12 protein-coding genes are annotated in these 16,588 nt (G+C 69.7%); 10 read left to right on the top strand and 2 right to left on the bottom strand.

The window, feature by feature from the left end; genetic code table 11:
• Positions 1-21: 21 nt before the first annotated feature.
• The 6 genes from ACZ7MX_RS32410 to ACZ7MX_RS32385 all read left to right on the top strand — a co-directional run bounded on the left by ACZ7MX_RS32410 (position 22) and on the right by ACZ7MX_RS32385 (position 7,238).
• On the top strand, positions 22-2,130 hold the full coding sequence (locus ACZ7MX_RS32410) for a putative bifunctional diguanylate cyclase/phosphodiesterase (RefSeq protein ID WP_472137298.1): 2,109 nt from the start codon (positions 22-24) through the stop codon (positions 2,128-2,130).
• A 425-nt stretch (positions 2,131-2,555) separates the two neighbouring features.
• Positions 2,556-2,852: an Asp-tRNA(Asn)/Glu-tRNA(Gln) amidotransferase subunit GatC gene (gatC, locus tag ACZ7MX_RS32405; RefSeq protein WP_030799488.1), complete on the top strand. Its 297-nt coding sequence runs from the start codon at positions 2,556-2,558 to the stop codon at positions 2,850-2,852.
• Positions 2,853-2,857: 5 nt separating this feature from the next.
• Positions 2,858-4,351: an Asp-tRNA(Asn)/Glu-tRNA(Gln) amidotransferase subunit GatA gene (gene gatA, locus ACZ7MX_RS32400; protein ID WP_472137296.1), complete on the top strand. Its 1,494-nt coding sequence runs from the start codon at positions 2,858-2,860 to the stop codon at positions 4,349-4,351.
• On the top strand, positions 4,348-4,590 hold the full coding sequence (locus ACZ7MX_RS32395) for a hypothetical protein (RefSeq protein ID WP_030412837.1): 243 nt from the start codon (positions 4,348-4,350) through the stop codon (positions 4,588-4,590). Before gatA ends, ACZ7MX_RS32395 begins: the two co-directional genes overlap by 4 nt.
• Positions 4,591-4,622: 32 nt before the next feature.
• The gene (gene gatB, locus ACZ7MX_RS32390) at positions 4,623-6,131 is read left to right on the top strand and encodes an Asp-tRNA(Asn)/Glu-tRNA(Gln) amidotransferase subunit GatB (RefSeq protein ID WP_472137293.1); all 1,509 of its coding nucleotides are present in this window, start codon (positions 4,623-4,625) and stop codon (positions 6,129-6,131) included.
• 156 nt (positions 6,132-6,287) lie between these two features.
• On the top strand, positions 6,288-7,238 hold the full coding sequence (locus ACZ7MX_RS32385; RefSeq protein ID WP_472137291.1) for a TIGR03620 family F420-dependent LLM class oxidoreductase: 951 nt from the start codon (positions 6,288-6,290) through the stop codon (positions 7,236-7,238).
• 107 nt (positions 7,239-7,345) lie between these two features.
• Here the strand turns inward: ACZ7MX_RS32385 and ACZ7MX_RS32380 are convergent, their stop codons facing one another.
• Positions 7,346-8,194: a COG4705 family protein gene (locus ACZ7MX_RS32380; protein WP_472137289.1), complete on the bottom strand. Its 849-nt coding sequence runs from the start codon at positions 8,192-8,194 to the stop codon at positions 7,346-7,348.
• Between the two features lie 157 nt (positions 8,195-8,351).
• On the opposite strand from ACZ7MX_RS32380, the gene ACZ7MX_RS32375 reads away from it, so the two are divergent.
• A complete protein-coding gene (locus ACZ7MX_RS32375) occupies positions 8,352-8,540 on the top strand; it encodes a hypothetical protein (protein WP_472137287.1) in 189 nt (62 codons plus the stop codon).
• Here ACZ7MX_RS32375 and ACZ7MX_RS32370 read toward each other — a convergent pair.
• On the bottom strand, positions 8,525-10,270 hold the full coding sequence (locus tag ACZ7MX_RS32370; RefSeq protein WP_472137285.1) for a chitinase: 1,746 nt from the start codon (positions 10,268-10,270) through the stop codon (positions 8,525-8,527). The two genes, ACZ7MX_RS32375 and ACZ7MX_RS32370, sit on opposite strands and share 16 nt — an antisense overlap.
• A gap of 404 nt (positions 10,271-10,674) precedes the next feature.
• Here ACZ7MX_RS32370 and ACZ7MX_RS32365 point away from each other — a divergent pair, with 404 nt between their 5' ends.
• From ACZ7MX_RS32365 to ACZ7MX_RS32355, 3 genes are read left to right on the top strand one after another with little or no spacing between them, the layout of a single operon-like run.
• Positions 10,675-11,112, top strand: coding sequence for an SseB family protein (locus ACZ7MX_RS32365; protein WP_472137284.1), 438 nt, complete (start codon positions 10,675-10,677; stop codon positions 11,110-11,112).
• A complete protein-coding gene (locus ACZ7MX_RS32360; protein WP_472137282.1) occupies positions 11,113-11,763 on the top strand; it encodes a hypothetical protein in 651 nt (216 codons plus the stop codon). It begins immediately after the preceding gene.
• Positions 11,760-16,478, top strand: a complete 4,719-nt coding sequence (locus tag ACZ7MX_RS32355; protein ID WP_472137280.1) for a putative T7SS-secreted protein — start codon at positions 11,760-11,762, stop codon at positions 16,476-16,478. The genes ACZ7MX_RS32360 and ACZ7MX_RS32355 overlap by 4 nt, the downstream gene beginning before the upstream one ends.
• The last annotated feature ends 110 nt before the right edge of the window (positions 16,479-16,588 follow it).

Below are 16,588 nucleotides of genomic sequence, written 5' to 3'. Positions count from 1 at the left end.
CCGGCTGTGAGAGGGATCGGAATGAAACCGACCGACAGCGCCGCTCCGGCGTCGCGGCTCCGGCAGCTCGTGGTGCCCGCGTTGCCCGCGGCCATCGTCACCGTGGCGAGCCTCGCGCTCGCCACGGGCGTGTTCCGGACTCTGGGCGTAGGTGACGCGCTGTTCCCCGGAGGCTCGGTGGGATGGTCGCTGGCGATCCTGACCGGCGTCATCGTCGGCCACCTCGTCGCCCTCGGCCGCGACCGCTGGTGGGGCGGCACGGGCTCCGGCGCGGCGCTCGCCCTCGCCGTCCTGCTGCTGTACGGCTGGGTCCCGGCCACCCTGGTCAGCCTCTCCGTCGTCGTGCTGGTCGGCGCCGCCCGCCGGCACCGCTGGCGGCAGGCCGTGGTGCACGGCGCCGTCGACGTCCTCGGCATCGGCGCCGCGGCGCTCGGCCTCGCCGCGTTCGGCGTGGTCTCCACCGTCCGCCAGCCGTGGACCCCGCTCGCCTGGGACCTCTCCGTCCTCCCCGAGGTGGTCGTCACCGCGGGCGGCTACCTCTTCGTCAGCCGCGGCCTGCTGTGGCTCAGCCTCACCCCGCGCAGCGGCCAGCTCCCCGCCATACCCCGCACCGCGGTCGTCCGCCAGGCCCTGGTCGGCATCGCCCTGCTCGGCATCGCCCCGCTGATCGCCGTCTGCGCGGTCAACGCCCCGCTGCTGCTGCCGCTGTTCGCGGTCCCGCTGATCGCGCTGGACTCCACCCTCTGGATAGCCCGGGCCCGCGCCGAGGAGCAGCTGCGCGACCCGCTCACCGGCCTGCCCAACCGCCAGTGGCTGCTGGAGCGCACCTGGACCGCGCTGGACGAGGCCGAGCGGATCGGCGCCCGCTCCGCCCTGGTCCTCATCGACCTCGACCGTTTCCGCTCCGTCAACGACACCCTCGGCCACCTCGCCGGCGACCGCCTGCTGCTGCAGATCGCCGACCGGCTGCGGCACGCCCTCCCGCGCGGCGCCGAGGCGGCCCGGCTCGGCGGCGACGAGTTCGCCGTCCTGCTGCCCACCACCGACTCCCTCACCAGCTCCCAGCGGGTGGCCCGCAACCTCGTCGCCGCCCTCAGTTCCCCGCTGGACCTCGACGGACTGACCCTCGTGCTCGAAGCCAGCGCGGGGGTCGCCGTCTTCCCCGACCACGCCCTGGACGCCGAAGGGCTGCTGCGCCGCGCCGATGTGGCGATGTACCAGGCCAAGCGGGACCGCAGCGGCGTCGAGCTCTACGAGGCCAAGCGCGACGGCAACACCCCCGACCGGCTCGGCCTGCTGGGCGATCTGCGGCGCGCCCTGGACGCCGGCGACGTCGAGCTGCACTACCAGCCCAAGGTCGGATTCGACGGACATGTCGCCGGGCTGGAGGCACTGGTCCGCTGGGTGCACCCCGACCGCGGCCGGGTGCCCCCCGACGAGTTCATCGCGATCGCCGAGTCCTCCGGCCTGATGCCCCGGCTCACCGAGTACGTCCTCGAGACCGCGCTCGCCCAGGTGGCGCGCTGGCGCGCGATGGGCCTGGAGGTCCCGGTCGCGGTCAACGTCTCCCCCCGCGACGTGCACTCCCCGGGCTTCGCCGGCGCCGTCGCGGCCCGGCTCGCCCGACATCGCGTCCCACCGGGCGCCCTCCAACTGGAGATAACCGAGCACGTCCTGCTGGAGGATCCACAGCGGGCCGCCGACACGCTCGCCGGGCTCACCGCCCACGGCGTGAAGATGTCGCTGGACGACTTCGGCACCGGCTACTCCTCCCTCGTCCACCTCCGCCGCCTCCCGGTCAGCGAGCTGAAGATCGACCGCTCCTTCGTGGCCCGGTTGGCCGTCGACACGGAGGACGCCGAGATCGTCCGCTGCACCCTCGACCTGGCCCATTCGCTCGGCCTCCTGGTGGTCGCCGAGGGCGTGGAGGACGACGAGACCTGGGAACGGCTGCGCGACCTCGGTTGCGACGCCGTCCAGGGCTGGCTGGTGGCGGCCGCGATGCCGCCCGACGAGACCACGGCCTGGCTGAGGGCCCGCGGTGAGCACGGCTGGCACCGCGAATCGGAGACGGCCGCCCTGGCGGCGGAGAAGGCAGCCAAGCGCCCTTCGGGACAGGTCCTGAACTGACCCGGCCACCGGCCGTCCCGTGTCCCCGCTCCGAACCCAGCGAAGCCGAGAACACCAGCGAAGCCGAAACGGACAGCGAACCCGAGCACGCCAGCGAACCCGAATCCGACCGCGAAACCGAACCCGAAGCCGAAGCCGACGAAGGAGCCGACGACAGCCGGGCCGACGCCGCCGCGGAACCCCAGGAAAGCGGCGAACCGGAGGCCGACGGCGACCGGACCGGCGGGCCCGATCAGGCCCCCGAGCCCCGCTGACCGGGGCGCGCCCGCCCGCCCGGGCCGCGCCCCGGCGAAACGGTTTCGCGGCCGCTGACCCGTACGCCATAGGATTGGGCCGGAAAAAGTTCACCGGAGTGCTCGCCGAGATCACTCCACGGGGAACACTCCGCCCGGAACACTCCGCCAAGAACACCAGAGGATCTCTGCATGCCTGGCATCACGCGCGAGGAGGTCGCCCACCTCGCCCGGCTGGCACGTCTGGAGCTGAAGGACGAAGAGCTCGACCACTTCGCCACCCAGCTCGACGACATCATCGGCGCGGTCGCCCGCGTCTCCGAGGTCGCCGACCAAGACGTTCCGCCGACCTCCCACCCGCTGCCCCTGACCAACGTCATGCGGCCGGACGAGGTCCGTCCGTCGCTGACCCCCGAGCAGGCGCTCTCCGGCGCCCCGGCCCAGGAGCAGCAGCGTTTCAAGGTGCCGCAGATCCTGGGTGAGGAGTGACCGACATGGCCGACCTGATCAAGCTCACCGCCGCCGAGATCGCGGCCAAGATCGCCTCCGGCGAGCTCACCGCCGTCGAGGTGACCGAGGCCCACCTGGCCCGCATCGAGGCCGTCGACGAGAAGGTGCACGCCTTCCTCCACATCGACCGCGAGGGCGCGCTCGCGCAGGCCCGCGCCGTCGACGAGAAGCGGGCCCGCGGCGAGGAGCTCGGCCCGCTGGCCGGCGTCCCGCTCGCGCTCAAGGACATCTTCACCACCGAGGGGGTTCCGACCACGGTCGGTTCCAAGATCCTCGAAGGCTGGATCCCGCCCTACGACGCCACGGTCACCAAGAAGCTCAAGGCCGCCGACGTCGTCATCCTCGGCAAGACCAACATGGACGAGTTCGCCATGGGGTCCTCCACCGAGAACAGCGCCTACGGCCCGACCGGCAACCCCTGGGACCTGACCAAGATCCCCGGCGGCTCCGGCGGCGGTTCCTCCGCCGCCCTCGCCTCCTTCGAGGCCCCGCTCGCCATCGGCACGGACACCGGCGGCTCCATCCGCCAGCCCGCCGCCGTCACCGGCACGGTCGGCGTCAAGCCCACCTACGGCGGCGTCTCCCGTTACGGCATGGTCGCCTTCTCGTCCTCCCTCGACCAGGGCGGGCCCTGCGCCCGTACGGTCCTGGACGCCGCGCTGCTCCACGAGGTGATCGCCGGGCACGACCCGATGGACTCCACCTCCATCGACGCCCCCGTCCCGCCGGTCGTCGAGGCGGCCCGCAACGGCAGCGTCGAGGGCATGCGGGTCGGCGTCGTCAAGCAGTTCCGCGGCGAGGGCTACCAGGCCGGTGTGCTGCAGCGCTTCGACGAGTCGGTCGCGCTGATGAAGGAGCTGGGCGCCGAGATCGTCGAGCTGGACTGCCCGTCCTTCGACCTCGCGCTCGCCGCGTACTACCTGATCGCGCCGTCCGAGTGCTCCTCCAACCTGGCCCGCTTCGACGCCATGCGCTACGGCCTGCGGGTCGGCGACGACGGCACGAAGTCCGCCGAGGACGTCACCGCCCTGACCCGCGAGGCCGGCTTCGGCCCCGAGGTCAAGCGCCGGATCATGCTCGGCACCTACGCGCTGAGCTCCGGCTACTACGACGCGTACTACGGCTCCGCCCAGAAGGTGCGGACGCTGATCACCCGCGACTTCGAGAAGGCCTTCGAGCAGGTCGACGTGATCGTCTCGCCGACGACGCCGACCACCGCCTTCCCGATCGGCGAGCGTGCCGACGACCCGATGGCGATGTACCTCGCCGACGTGTGCACGCTCCCCGTCAACCTGGCAGGCAACGCAGCCATGTCGCTGCCCTGCGGACTGGCGCCCGAGGACGGGCTTCCGGTGGGCCTGCAGATCGTCGCCCCCGCCATGAAGGACGAACGGCTCTACAAGGTCGGCGCCGCGGTCGAGGCCGCGTTCACCGCCAAGTGGGGCCACCCGCTGATCGAGGAGGCACCTGCACTGTGAGTGGAAAGCTTGCCAAGGCCAAGGGCTTCAAGAAGTCCAAGCCCGGTACGTACCTGTCCATCGGCACCACGCTGTTCGGCGCGGTGAGCGTCGTCAAGCAGGCGAAGAAGGCGCGGGTGGAGCAGGACACGCTCCAGCTGGTCGACGCCGTCGTCTCCGCCGCCGCCATCGTCACCGGCGTCGCCCTGCTCATCCGCGAACTGCGCCGTCTGGGCGACGACGACGTCCTCGCGGACTGACCGGCGCCGGACCCTGAGAGGTTAGTTTCACCGTGACTGTCACCGACCTGGTGTCGTACGAGGACGCGCTGGCCGCCTACGACCCCGTCATGGGGCTCGAGGTCCACGTCGAACTCGGCACCAAGACCAAGATGTTCTGCGGGTGCTCCACCACCCTCGGCGCCGACGCCAACGCGCAGACCTGCCCCACCTGCCTCGGCCTGCCCGGCTCGCTCCCGGTCGTCAACGCGACCGGCGTCGAGTCGGCGATCAAGATCGGCCTGGCGCTCAACTGCAAGATCGCGGACTGGTGCCGCTTCGCCCGGAAGAACTACTTCTATCCGGACATGCCGAAGAACTTCCAGACCTCCCAGTACGACGAGCCGATCGCCTTCGACGGCTACCTCGACGTACAGCTGGAGGACGGCGAGGTCTTCCGGGTGCACATCGAGCGCGCCCACATGGAGGAGGACACCGGCAAGTCGACGCACGTCGGCGGCGCCACCGGCCGCATCCACGGCGCCCGGCACTCCCTCCTGGACTACAACCGCGCCGGCATCCCGCTCATCGAGATCGTCACCAAGCCCATCGAGGGCGCGGGCGAGCGGGCCCCCGAGGTCGCCAAGGCGTACGTCGCCGAACTGCGCGAGCTCATCAAGGCGCTCGGCGTCTCCGAGGCCCGCATGGAGATGGGCCAGATGCGCTGCGACGTGAACCTCTCGCTGCGCCCCAACGGCACCGAGAAGTTCGGCACCCGCTCGGAGACCAAGAACGTCAACTCGCTGCGCTCCGTCGAGCGCGCCTGCCGGTTCGAGATCCAGCGCCACGCGGCGGTGCTCTCCTCCGGCGGCACGATCGTCCAGGAGACCCGCCACTTCCACGAGGAGGACGGCTCCACGACGCCCGGCCGGATCAAGGAGGAGGCGGAGGACTACCGCTACTTCCCCGAGCCGGACCTGGTCCCGGTGGCCCCCTCCCGCGAGTGGGTCGAGGAACTGCGTGCGACCCTGCCCGAACTGCCGCGCCTGCGCCGCAACCGCCTCCGCGAGGAGTGGGGCGTCAGCGAGCACGACATGCAGTCGATCCTCAACGCCGGTGCGGTCGACCTGATCGTCGCCACCGTGGAGGCCGGTGCGGACGCCGCCGCGGCCCGTAAGTGGTGGATGGGCGAACTCGCCCGCCGCGCCAACGAGGACGGCATCGAGCTGGCCGCCCTGCCGATCACCCCCGAGCAGGTCGCCCGGGTCGCCGAGCTGGTCACCAAGGGCGATCTGAACGACAAGCTGGCCCGTCAGGTCATCGAGGGCGTTCTCGCGGGCGAGGGCACCCCGGACGAGGTCGTCGAGAAGCGCGGCCTGAAGGTCGTCTCCGACGAGGGCGCCCTGGGCACCGCCGTCGACGAGGCGATCGCCGCCAACGCCGCCATCGCCGACAAGATCCGCGGCGGCAAGGTGGCCGCGGTCGGCGCCCTGGTCGGCGCGGTCATGAAGGCCACCCGCGGCCAGGCCGACGCGGCGCGGGTGCGGGAACTGATCCTGGAGAAGCTGGGCGTCGAGGGCTGACCCCGGTTCCTGTCGGCTACTCGGCCGAGCGGCCGTCCTCCTCCGGGAGGGCGGCCGCTTCGCGTACGACCGGATGATGCGGGCGCGGAATGCCGGGCCCGCGCCGGACGCTGTGCAAGGGTACGGATCTTCATCCCTCGGCCAGTGGAGGAACGCGTGCAGGAAGAACAGGCGCAGGGCGAACGGGCGCAGGAAGAACGCGTGCAGCACGGCGGTCTCGCCTCGCGGATCGGCCGGGTCGGGGTCTGGCACGGTGGCCTCGGCCGGGAACCGGCGGCCACCGCATGCCAGGCAGCCGCCGAGATCGAGCAACTCGGCTACGGCGCACTGTGGTTCGGCGAAGGCCCCGCCACCAAGGAGGCGTTCACCCACGCCGGGCTCCTCCTCGCCGCCACCGCACGCCTCACCGTCGCCACCGGCATCGCCAACATCTGGGGCCGCGACGCCGCGGCGGCGAACGGCGCCGCACACACCCTCGCCGAGGCGTACGACGGCCGCTTCGTCCTCGGCCTCGGCGCCAGCCACGCCCCGATCGTCGGCCTCCGCGGCCACACCTACGCCAAGCCGCTGGCCGCGATGCGCGCGTACCTCGACGCGATGGACCGCGCCCCCTACGAGGGCCCGGTCACCGACCCCGCACCGCCCCGCGTGCTGGCCGCCCTCGGCCCGAAGATGCTCGAACTGGCCCGGGACCGCGCGGCCGGCGCCCACCCGTACTTCGTCCCCACGGAACACACCGCCCGCGCCCGCGAGACGCTCGGGCACGACCCGCTGCTCGCCCCCGAACAGGCCGTCCTCCTGGAGACCGACCCCGCCGAGGCCCGCGCCCTGGCCCGCGAGCACCACACCCGCTTCTACCTTCAACTCCCCAATTACGTCGGCAATCTGCGCCGCTTCGGCTTCGACGACGACGACTTCACCGACGGCGGCAGCGACCGCCTGGTCGACGCGCTCGTCGCCTGGGGCGACGTGGACGCCGTCCGGCGCCGCGTACAGGACCACCTCGACGCGGGCGCCGACCACGTCGCGATCCAGCCCGTGGCCGCCGACCGGGGCCTGGGACTGGACCAACTGCGGGAGCTGGCACCGGCGTTGATCGAGGGCTGAGTCCGGGGAGGGCGACCGGCACCCTTCGGGCAGGGGAAGGGGCAGGGGCAGGGGCAGGAACAGGGGAAGGGACAGTGGCCGGGGCCGGGCGCGGCTCGTACCGCCCGTCAGACGGCGTGGGGTGTGCCGGCCTGCTCGGGCGGGGTGTCCTTGTGGCTGATCGCCAGGTAGCCCACGAGCAGCACGATCGGCACCGTGAGCGCGAGCGTGGCCGGCCCCGTCCCCCAGCCGAGGCCACCGCGAGCGGTGGAGACGCCCATCCAGTCGGCGAAGGAGGCCCCGAGCGGGCGGGTCAGCACATACGCCCCCCAGAAGGCGGCGACGGCGTTCAGCCCGAGGAACCGCCCGGACAGCGCGGGCACCGCGATGAGCGCGGCGAACAGCACGCCGGAGGGGAGGTACCCCAGGTGGAAGGTGCCCGCGGTGAGGTCGCCCACCGCGGTGCCGAGCGCGAAGGTGGCGAGCACCGTCGCCCAGTAGAACGCTTCCCGGCGGCGGGTGCGGACGCTGTGGATCGAGAGCGTCCCCTCGGCCCGGTACCAGGCCGTCAGGAGGGCTGCCAGCGCGACGGTGAAGGCGACCGCCGAGACCGTGTAGGGGATGCCGGCCACGACGTGTACGACGTCGGCGGCCATCGTGCCGAACACGCTGACCATGACGATCGCGGACCAGTACGTCCACGGCCGGTAGCGGGTGGCCCGGAACTGGAGGACCAGGAACAGCAGGAAACCCGCCAGTCCGAGGCAGCCCGCCGGTATCGGCCCGAGCGTCCGGCCGAGGTAGTCCGAGGCCGTCTCGCCCATGCCGGTAGTGAGGACCTTCACTCCCCAGAACAGGGCCGTGACCTGCGGCACCTTGCTCCAGCCGGGGCCCTTTCCCGCGTGGGCCAGGGGCTCGCCACCCCGCCCTTCCCCCGTGGTGGGCAGGGTCGTTGCCCCACCGGTCGACTGCGCCATCGTTCCGTCCGCCTTCCCGGCGCGGTACGTCGCGCCTGGGCAACCAACTGCACTCGGGCGCTGTTCAGCGGACCACGCGCGGTCGGTGGTCGCTGCCCAGCGAGCTATCGTCTACAGGACTGTAGACGATGGCGGGGGCGCGTCACGCACGGCGGGGGTGGGTGGACTGCCATGGACGGCGGTGGCGGGTGGGCTGCGCGGGAAGTCCGAGGCCGGTCGCGGGCTGCTGCTCGTGGCCGCGCTCGCCGACGCGTGGGGCATCGGCGAGCGCGTACCCGGGAAGGTCGAGTGGTGCGAGTTCCGCCGGGGCGAGGGGGGTGGCAGCGCGGGCTACGGCAGGGCGTGAACGTGCGGCCCGATCGCGTTCGACCAGGCATTACCGCTCGCCGCGTCCCAGTTCGTGGACCAGGTCATGGCGCCGCGTACGCCCGGATACGTCCGGGACGGCTTGAACGAGCCGCAGCCCGTGCCCTTGGCGAGGCAGTCCAGAGCGGCGTTGACGACGCTCGGAGCGACGTACCCGCTGCCCGCGCCCCGCGTGGAGGCGGGCAGGCCCAGGCCCACCTTGGACGGATCGAGGCCGCCTTCGAGCTGGATGCAGGCCAGCGCGGTCAGGAAGTCCACGCTCCCCTGGGAATACACCTTTCCGTCGCATCCGAGCATCGACCCGCTGTTGTAGTACTGCATGTTGACGACGGTGAGGATGTCCTTGACGTTCAGCGCCGTCTGGAAGTAACTACCGGACGTCGACTGCATGTCGATGGTCTGCGGCGCCATGGTGAGGACGAGCTTCCCGCCCGCCTTCTGGGAGAGCGACCGCAGCGCCTGGGACATGTAGGTCGGATTGAGGCCGTTCTCCAGGTCGATGTCGACGCCGTTGAACCCGTACTGCTGCATCAGCGCGTACACGCTGTTGGCGAAGTTGGCGGCCGAGGCGGAGTCGCTGACGGAGACCGTGCCCTTCTCGCCGCCGACGGAGATGATGACCGACTTGCCGGCCGCCTGCTTGGCCTTGATATCGGCCTTGAACTGGTCGACGGTGTAGCCGCCGAGACCGGCCGAGTCGAGGTTGAAGGTCACCGCGCCGGGCGTGGTCGTGGCGTCGGCGAAGGCGACCGCGATGATGTCGTACTGGTTCGGCACGTCACTGATCTTCTGGACCGTCGCGCCGTTGTTGAAGTTCTGCCAGTAGCCGGTGACCGCGTGCGGGGGGACGGAGGGGTCGGTGCCGCCGCCTGAGGGGGAGGTCGTGGCGGTGACCTCGGCCGAACGGGCCGACTCCCCGGCCGCGTTGGTGGCGGTGACCTGGAAGCGGTAGGTGGTCGAGGGGGACAGTCCGGTCACCGTCGCCGAACTTCCGGTGCTGGTCGTTGCCTTCACCCCGTCCCGGTAGACCGTGTAACCCGTGGCGCCGGAGACCGGGCTCCAGGAGAGCGTGACGGAGGATGACGTCACGGATCCCGCCGTCAGGCCCCCGGGCGCCGCCGGAACCTGGGGCCCGGGATCGGTACCGCCCCCGCCGTCCGGCCCCAGCACGCTGAAGTCATCGGCGTAGTAGGCCGGTTGCCCGTACCAGCCGTGGGTGTAGACGGTGACGGAGGTGGTGCTCGGGCCCGTGGTGAAGGTGGTCGCGAGCTGCTGCCACCCGGTGGCCGACGGTGTCCAGGTGGAGACGTCCGTAGTACCGGTGCCCGACGCGCCCAGGTAGACGTACGAACCCTGGACGTACGCGCTGAGCCGGTAGGTCGCATTCGGCTTGACGGCGACGGTCTGGGAGCAGGTGGCGTTGTCCGAGGCGGTGGGGGTCGCCTTGAGGGCGGCGGCGCCGCCGTGGACGGGAGAGCCGACGGAGGCCCCACTCCCCGCCGAACAGGTCCAGTTGCTCAGCCCTGCCTCATAGCCGGCGTTCTTGGCGACGTTGACGTCGGCGGTGGTGGCAGCAGGTGCGGTGGCGGCGGAAGCGGGAGCAGTGGCGGTCACGGTGGCCGTTGCCGTGGCGAGAACCGCCAGGAGCGCGCCGAAGAGGCGTCTGTGGCGCGCGGGTCTGACGCGGGTGCGTGCTGAGATGCGGGGCATACCTGTCTCCTGTGCCGAAGGGGGAAACCCGAGGACTGCACGAGACGGTGGCCACCGCTGACGAGGGCCGTTCCCGACCCTGCGCCCAGAATGGTTCAGACCAATGCCCCGGTCAAGGGGTGTGACGCGGGCGGACGGGCCTCGTGGTGGAGCCCTGGCCGGCGCGGAGGGGGGCTGGGCCGGGCGCCGGGGGTGCGCCCGGGGATGGCTGCCAGTTTTGCGGGCGAATCCCCTCCCCGCCTAAACGGCAAGGTAATTGAAGTCGAAAAGAACCGCGGGCCGGTTTCCCGTCGTCCGGCCTTTCGGTCGGCCTTCCCGGCTGTGTCCCGAGGCCCGTTGTCAGTGCCGTATGCCAAAGTATGTTCGGCAGTTGAGCAGGAAATCGGGGGAGGGCTCGGTCCGTTATGTCGTTGATCGATGAGGTGGCGGCGATTCATGCCGGTCAGCTGGATCCGGCCGCACTCGTGGGCGAATTCCGGCGCACGCATGTCTTGATTCCGACGGTCAACGACACGCTTCTCTCCGCCGAGTTGGGCGGCATCCGCTGGTTGTACGCCTTCACCGACGAGGAGGCGATGTCCCGCTTCGCGCTGGGGCGCGGCACCGAGCCCGGCGCGGAGTGGCAGTACGTGTCCGTGTCCGGCGCTCGCGTCCTTGACGTGCTGATTCCCGCCATCGACGGCCCTACGGGGGTGGCCCTGGACGCAGGCAGTGAACAGGGCGCGCTGTTCCCGCCGATGAGCGGAATCGTGCCCGACCGAGTGGCCATCGACGTCACCACGAACGCGGATGACGGTATATCTCGCGTCATATCGGACGCATCGCGCGAGGGGGAGCGCTAAATGGGCCTGATAGGCGGCGACGGCTACCAACTGGAGCCGGAAGCTTTCGAGCAGCTCACCAAGGGCATCAGGGCGGCCACGTCGGAGCTGAAGGAACTCGGCTTCGATGTGGAGGCCCAACTCGGCCGCGGTTTCGACCGATTGTCCCTGGACAACATGGAATGCGGCGATGACGGCCTGGCCGCCGTCCTGGACTCCTTCTGCGACCGCTGGGGCTGGGGCGTGCGCACCCTGATGCAGGACGCCAACGAATTCTCCAAGAAGCTGGGTATCACGGCTGGTCTTTACTACGAGCAGGAGCAGTACCTCTCGGACGCCATGAAGCAGACGGTGAACGCGGCGATGGGCGATCCGAACCTGACGGCGGAGAAGCTGCACAAGAAGTCCTGGGGCGACGTCATCGGGGACAACCCCATCAGCCAGGTCGCCCATGCCGACTTCGACCCGAACTCCAAGGCGTCGCGGGAGTCGCGCGAGCAGATGCTGCAGGCGGGCGACCAGCTCCTCCAGGACGCGCACTCGGTCCCGGACCGGATCAAGAACGGCGGGGAGGACGTGGAGGTCACCACGGGCTTCTACGAGGCGGGGAAGTCGCAGGGCGAGCAGGGCGAGCAGGGCGGGCAGCAGGGGCACGGGGGGAACGGCAAGTGAGCATCTTCGGCGATGCCGTCGACGCGGTCGGCGAGGGCGCGAGCAAGATCACGGGTGCCATCGAGCGCGGGGCGGGGGAGGTGGTCGAGAAGGGCTCCGAACTGACCGGTGACGCACTGGAGACGGTCGGACTGGACGGCGCGGCGCACGCGGTCCGTAGTGGGGGCGCTAAGGTGGCCGGCGCTCTGGGGGCTCATGTCGACGAACGTGAGCTGGGCGAGACCGAGGACCCCCGGGAGCTGATCCACGGCGATCCGGGAAAGATCGCCGAGACCGCCGCCCACCTCAAGGACTTCTCCGCGGCGTTCGACCGGGTGGCGAACGGTATGCGCAAGCTGGGCTCGGGCCAGCATTGGAGCGGCAAGGCGGCCGATGCCTTCCGCGAGGCGTTCGACATGCATCCCAAGCAGTGGATGCACGCCGCCGATGCCTGCGGTGACGCAGCCAAGGCACTGACCTCGTACGTGGAAACGGTGATCTGGGCCCAGCACAAGGCCGCCGACGCGATCGAGAAGTACCACAACGCCCAGGAAGCCACCCGCCGTTCCTTCGAGGCGTACAAGGCGAAGGTCGACCGGTACAACTCCCAGGCGGATGCCTACAACGCGGCCGTCGAGCAGGGCCAGGACCCCGGCCCCATGCCCCAGGAACCGACCGTCGAGGCCGACCCGGGCGCCGAGGGCCGCGAGGCCGCCGAGGACATGCTCAAAAGCGCCCGCAGCCAGCGCAACGAAGCAGCCGAGCGCGCCCGCAACGCCATCAAGGCCGCCTTGGCGCATGCGCCCGAGAAACCGGCACTGACCCAACTCGCGGGCGTGGCCCTCAAGGACGGCAGCCAGGCGGTCGTCCTTGAGCACTTCCACATGGCCGGCGGTGCTTTGAAGGCCGGCGCCGACACCCTCAAACTGGGCCGCAAGATCAATCCCCTCGACCCCTACAACGTCACCCACCCCTTCCAGTTCATGGACAACACCGCCATGACCCTCATGGGCCTGGCACAGGCTCCCCTCCACCCGGTGGAGACGGCCAAGGGGATGCTGGGTTCGGGCTGGGGCAGCGATCCGGGTGACGCTTGGGGTTCCATGTGGGTGAACCTCCTTGGAGGGAAGGGCGCAGGGGGACTCGGCAAGGCCGCGGCCAAAGCAGGCATGAAGGAGGCCGCCGAGAACGCGGCCCGCGCCGCGGCCAAGGAGGGCGGCAAGCGCACCGTCCGGGACCGTCTACGTACGGCATGGTGCAAGACCTTCGGCAGCGACCCCATCGACATGGCCACCGGCCGCATGCACCTGCCGCAGACCGACATCACCCTCCCCGGCAGCCTCCCGCTCTCCTTCACCCGTACCTTCGAGTCGTCCTACCGCACCGGCCGCTGGTTCGGCCCGACCTGGATGTCCACGGTCGACCAGCGCCTGGAGATCGACTCTGAGGGCGTCATCCTCATCGGCGAAGAGGGCAACTTCCTCCTCTACCCCCACCCGGCGGTCGGCGTCCCCACCCGCCCCGTGGAAGGCGACGGCGCCCCGCTCGAACTCACCCCCGACGGCGACTACGTCCTGACCGACCCGGTGACGGGCATCCGCCGCTACTTCACCACCTGCACCGAAAACCTCGCCGTCCTCGACGAGATCGCCGACCGCCACGGCAACCACCACACCTTCGACTACACCGAAGACGGCACCCCGCTCGCCCTCACCCACAGCGCCGGCTACCGCCTCCTCCTCACCACGGAGGAGCGCCGCATCACCGCCCTCCACCTCGCCGGCGCCGCCCCCGACGGCAGCGACCAACTCCTCGTCACCTACGGCTACGACGAGCTGGGCAACCTCACCACCGTCACCAACTCCTCCGGCCTCCCCCTCCGCTTCACCTACGACGACGCCGGCCGCATCACCTCCTGGACCGACACCAACAACAGCAGCTACCACTACGTCTACGACGACCAGGACCGCTGCATCACCCAGGGCGGCATCGAAGGCCACCTCCGCGGCGACTTCACCTGGGGCGACCCCGACCCGGAAACCGGCCTGCGCACCAACCACCACCGCAACTCCCTCGGCCAGGTCACCACCTACCAGGTCAACGACCACCACCACATCGTCGCCACCACCGACCCGACTGGCGCCACCACCCGAACTGTCCGCGACGCGGCCCACCGCATCCTCTCCACGACTGACCCGCTCGGCCGCACCACCACCATCGACTACGACGCCGCGGGCCGCCCGGTGACGGTCACGCTCCCTGACGGGTCCACCTCCACCACCACGTACAACGACTTCGGCCTGCCGCTGACGATCACCGGCCCGGACGGCACCACCTGGACCCACACCTACGACGCCACCGGCAACCGCACAGCGTCGACGGACCCCACCGGCGCCACCACCACCTACACCCACGATGCCCGCGGCAACCTCGCCTCCGTCACCGACGCCCTCGGCAACACCACCCACCTCTACTGCAACGCAGCCGGCCTACCCCTCACCGTCACCGACCCCCTCGGCGCGGTCACCCACTACCGCCGCGACGCCTTCGGCCGCACCACCTCCATCACCAACCCCCTCGGCGAGACCATCCACATGGTCTGGACAGTCGAAGGAAAGCTGGCGGCCCGAATAGACCCCACCGGCGCCACCGAGGAATGGACCTACGACGGCGAGGGCAACCGCACCTCCCACACCGATGCCATCGGCCAGACCACCACGTTCGAGTACGGCCACTTCGACCTGCTCACGGCCCGCACCGACCCCGACGGCGTTCGCCACGAGTTCACCCACGACACCGAACTCCGCCTCACGCAGGTCACCAACCCTCAGGGCCTGACCTGGAATTACACGTACGACCCCGCCGGTCGCCTCGCCTCCGAAACGGACTTCGACGACCGCACCCTCACCTACACCCACGACCCCGCCGGCCAACTCTCCACCCGCACCAACGCCCTCGGCGAGGTCACCACCTACACCCGCGACCCCCTCGGCCGCATCACCGCCAAGGACGCCGCAGGTCTGCTGACGACCTATCTCCACGACGCCTCCGGCAACCTCCACCAGGCCACCAACCCCGACGCCACGGTCACCTACACCCGCGACATCCTCGGCCGCATCACCTCCGAGACCGTGAACGGCCGCACCATGACGTTCACCTACGACGCCCTGGGGCGCCGCACCAGCCGCACCACCCCCACCGGCCACACCACGACCTACACCTACGACGCCGCCGGCAACCGCACCGCCATGGACATCGCCGGCCACGTCCTCACCTTCGACCACGACGCCGCCGGCCAAGAACTCACCCGCACCATCGGCGACAACCTCACCCTCTCCCACACCTGGGACCCCACCGGCCGCCTGACTTCCCAGTCCCTCACCACACTCGGAACCGGCACGGTCCAAGCCCCCCACACCGCCGTCGCAGAGATAGATCAGGTCCTCTCCCGCTCCTACACCTACCGCCCCGACGGCCACCTCACCGCGATAGACGACTCCCACACCGGCCGCCGCACCTTCGACCTCGACCGCGCCGGCCGCGTCACCGCCGTCCACGCCACCGACTGGACCGAGACCTACGCCTACGACGCAGCCGGCAACCAAACCCATGCCACCTGGCCCGACCGCCACCCCAACCCCTCAGCCCGAGGCGAAAGGTCCTACGAAGGCACCAAGATCACCCGCGCCGGCCGCATCCGCTACGAACACGATGCACTGGGCCGAGTCACCCTCCGCCAAAAGACCCGTGTTTCCCGGAGGCCGGACACCTGGTATTACACCTGGAATACCGAAGATCGTCTCGCAGTGGTCAGGTCGCCCGACGGGGGCACGTGGCGTTATCTGTATGACCCTCACGGTCGCCGCATAGCCAAACAACGTCTAGTCGCAGGCCGCATCGAAATCGGGGAACAGACAGACTTCGTATGGGACGGACCCGTCCTCACCGAACAGGTCAGTAAAACCTCAGGTGCAGAGCAGAGTATTATTCTCACCTGGGACTACGCGGGTCTGTCTCCTCTAACCCAATGCGAACGGAAGGAGACCGCTGCCGACCTACGCAACATGCCGCAGCGTACGGCTGATCGGCGTTTTTTTGCAATTGTCACCGATTTGGTCGGTACGCCGTCTGAGCTGATTTCTGAAACTTCCGACGTCGCTTGGCGGTCGCGGGTGAGCAGCTGGGGCGCTACAACGTGGGCGAGTGACGCTACCGCCTACATGCCGCTTCGGTATCCAGGGCAATATTTTGACAGGGAAACTCAGCTTTATTACAACTTCCTGCGCCACTACGACCCTGACGCGGCTCGCTACATATCGACTGACCCCCTCGGGTTGGCCCCCGGCCCAAATCCTCTGTCCTATGTGAGCAATCCGCATATCTGGATCGATCCTTTCGGCCTCGCTGGCTGTAAGCCCAACCTCGTGGATGACGCAGGTGCCTACCACATAATTCACGGGGACCTTACCGGTGGTGGGCACAAATGGCCGGGACAAATAGGTAAGACCGTGTTTCCGCCGGATTGGGACACTGATCGGATTTTGCAAAATGTGTCAGAGGTGGCGACTGACCCAGGAAATAAGTGGCACTGGCAGACTGGCGCGGAGGGATCTATGTATACAAAGAAGATGAATCCGTCCCGAGTTAAAATTGAGGGCATGGCCGACGGTGTGAAGATTAGAGTAATCTTTGAGCCTGCGACGCAACACTTCATCACGGCTTTCCCAGTAGAATGAGCATGAGTTTCTTTTTCGAAAGGATGCATCTTGAGCGCCTGGCAAGGTCTAAGGTCCGCCACTATTCAAGTCATCAATGACTCACCGCTCCCGGAGGATGATAAGCGCGA

It is taken from the genome of Streptomyces sp. NPDC107765, from assembly GCF_055657085.1.
This window is presented reverse-complemented; position numbering and strand designations above follow the sequence as displayed.

Excerpts from the sequence above, each read along its gene's own strand:
- ACZ7MX_RS32410 (WP_472137298.1), top strand. The coding sequence starts at position 22 with ATGAAACCGACCGACAGCGCCGCTCCGGCGTCGCGGCTCCGGCAGCTC.
- ACZ7MX_RS32360 (WP_472137282.1), top strand. The coding sequence starts at position 11,113 with ATGGGCCTGATAGGCGGCGACGGCTACCAACTGGAGCCGGAAGCTTTC.
- ACZ7MX_RS32380 (WP_472137289.1), bottom strand. The coding sequence starts at position 8,194 with ATGGCGCAGTCGACCGGTGGGGCAACGACCCTGCCCACCACGGGGGAA.
- ACZ7MX_RS32370 (WP_472137285.1), bottom strand. The coding sequence starts at position 10,270 with ATGCCCCGCATCTCAGCACGCACCCGCGTCAGACCCGCGCGCCACAGA.
- gatA (WP_472137296.1), top strand. The coding sequence starts at position 2,858 with ATGGCCGACCTGATCAAGCTCACCGCCGCCGAGATCGCGGCCAAGATC.
- gatC (WP_030799488.1), top strand. The coding sequence starts at position 2,556 with ATGCCTGGCATCACGCGCGAGGAGGTCGCCCACCTCGCCCGGCTGGCA.
- ACZ7MX_RS32365 (WP_472137284.1), top strand. The coding sequence starts at position 10,675 with ATGTCGTTGATCGATGAGGTGGCGGCGATTCATGCCGGTCAGCTGGAT.